Annotated in this window: 3 protein-coding genes; all 3 read left to right on the top strand. The window is 73.3% G+C overall.

Annotated elements, in window-relative coordinates; translation table 11 throughout:
• Nucleotides 1-134 precede the first annotated feature (134 nt).
• The 3 genes from ACWF9Z_RS17170 to ACWF9Z_RS17160 all read left to right on the top strand — a co-directional run bounded on the left by ACWF9Z_RS17170 (nt 135) and on the right by ACWF9Z_RS17160 (nt 2,075).
• Nucleotides 135-734 (top strand): DinB family protein, encoded by a 600-nt coding sequence (locus ACWF9Z_RS17170; protein WP_453602932.1) that lies wholly within the window; start codon nt 135-137, stop codon nt 732-734.
• 110 nt (nt 735-844) lie between these two features.
• Nucleotides 845-1,087, top strand: coding sequence for a hypothetical protein (locus tag ACWF9Z_RS17165; RefSeq protein ID WP_453602931.1), 243 nt, complete (start codon nt 845-847; stop codon nt 1,085-1,087).
• Nucleotides 1,088-1,127: 40 nt separating this feature from the next.
• Complete coding sequence (locus ACWF9Z_RS17160) at nt 1,128-2,075, top strand: NAD-dependent epimerase/dehydratase family protein (RefSeq protein WP_453602930.1); 948 nt, start codon at nt 1,128-1,130, stop codon at nt 2,073-2,075.
• The last annotated feature ends 92 nt before the right edge of the window (nt 2,076-2,167 follow it).

The following is a 2,167-nucleotide window of genomic DNA, read 5'->3' as shown; positions in this document are numbered from 1 at the left end:
GCCGGGCCGACGGACGCCGGACGGATCGGTGTCCGCTCGGCCCGGCCGCACGACCGGAGCCGCCCGCGCCCACGCCTGGGACCGGCCGGAAAACGGGCAGGCGGTACGTCGCCGGCAGGCGGCAGACTTGCCCCATGACCGCATCACATCCCAAGGCCGACCTGCACTTCTACCTGCAGTCCGCCCGCGACGCCCTGCTGTGGAAGCTCGAAGGGCTCTCGGAGTACGACGTCCGCCGACCGCTGACACCGACCGGCACGAACCTCCTGGGCCTGGTGAAACACGCGGCCGGGGTCGAACTGGGCTACCTCGGTGACACCTTCGGTCGCCCGTCCGGCGAGGCGCTGCCCTGGCTCGAGGAGGACGCCGAGCCCAACGGGGACATGTGGGCCACCGCCGACGAGTCACGTCAGCAGATCGTGGAGTTCTATCGCCGGGCGTGGGCGCACGCGGACGCGACGATCGAGGCGCTGGCGCTGGAGACGACCGGCCGCGTGCCCTGGTGGCCGGCCGGCCGGGACGAAGTGACGTTGCACCACGCCGTCGTGCGCGTGGTCGCCGACACCCACCGGCACGCGGGGCACGCCGACATCCTCCGGGAACTCCTGGACGGCGCCGTGGGGATGGAGAAGGCCAACGACTCCGTGCCGCCCGCCGACCCGGCATGGTGGGAGGGCTACCGGGACCGGCTGGAGCGCGTGGCCCGGGAGGCCGGCGACCACCCGAACACGTAGGCCGAGCCCGGTCGTCCGAGACGCAGGGCGGCGGGGCGGCAGGGCCGCACCCGGGCCGGTCCCTCGGATGTCGGCACCGCTTCCGGCCCCGGATCCGCGAGAATCGCGAGGTGAGTACACCAGCGCAGGGCCCACGTGAACGCGGCATCGGACGCGGAGTCAGCACCCTCATCCCCCAGAGCGCCACCGATCAGGCGATGGCGGCCCTGACCGGGCTGCAGACCGTACCGGTCCACGTCGGTCTCCTCCAGGCGGCGGCGTTGCTGCTGGAGGACGCGGCGCGGACGGCCGCCGACGAGTCGACGCGGTCCGCCATGGCCAGGACGGCGGGGATGCTCCGCTCCGCCATGTAGCGCCGAAAGGAGTGACGCGCGCTCGCGCTAGTGTACGGACGTGAGTCTTTTCGTCGTTGTGGGATTCGGGCCCGCCGGAGCCGCCACCGCCCGCCTGCTGGCGGAGCAGGGGCATGCGGTGCGGGTCGTCACCAGGTCGGGCCGGAGCCCGGAACCCGGCATCGAGCACGTCGCGTGGGACGCGACGGACGGACGGCGGCTGGCCGAGGCGTCCCGGGGCGCGGCAGCCATCCTCCACTGTGCCGCGCCGCCCTACCACCGCTGGGCGGCCGAGTGGCCGGCCCTGATCTCGTCGGCCTGCGCGGCGGCCGAGGCGACCGGGGCGGTCCTGGTCATGCTGGGCAACCTCTACGGTTACGGTCCGGTGAGCGGCCCCCTGACCGAGAAGCAGCCGCTGTCGGCGACAGGCCCCAAGGGGCGCGTGCGGGCCGCCGGTTGGGAACAGGTGCGGAGCCTGCACGAACAGGGGCGCATCAAGGCGGTCGAGGTGCGGGCCTCGGACTTCTTCGGGCCCGGCGTGACCGAGGGCGGACATCTGGCCGCGCGGGTCGTGCCGCGCGTCCTGCGCGGAAAGCCTGTCTCCACCCTCGGCGATCCGGACGCTCCGCACAGCTGGACCTATCTCCCCGACGTGGCAAGGACCTTGGTGGAGGTCGCGACGGAGGAACGGGCCTGGGGACGGCCCTGGCACGTCCCGACGGAGCCCGCGCTGTCCGTCAGGGACATGGTCGGCCGCCTCGCCACCGAGTCCGGATCGGGGCCGGTCGCCGTGCGCAGGCTCTCACCTGCCGTACTGGCCGTCGCGTCGCTCTTCTCGCCGCTGATCCGCGAACTGAAGGAGATCCGCTACCAGTTCGACCGGCCGTTCCTGCTCGACTCGACCGCTTACGAAGCCGAGTTCGCCGTACGCGCCACACCCGTCGACGAACAGGTCAGGGCGACGCTGGCTTGGTGGCGCGCCCGCGCCGAGCCGACCACCGCCGGATAGCAGCCGCGCCCCCGGTGCGGGTGGGGGGGGGGGGTGGGCCGCCGGCACGGGGGGCCGAGAGGTGTGTGTGGGGGATTGAAACGAAGTAGAGT

The organism is Streptomyces sp. NPDC054961, from assembly GCF_053609145.1.
The sequence above is the reverse complement of the archived record's forward strand: the minus strand, read 5'-3'. Positions and strand labels throughout refer to the sequence as shown.

What these genes read in the sequence shown, in the direction of transcription:
- ACWF9Z_RS17170 (WP_453602932.1), top strand. Translation starts at nt 135, where the DNA reads ATGACCGCATCACATCCCAAGGCCGACCTGCACTTCTACCTGCAGTCC.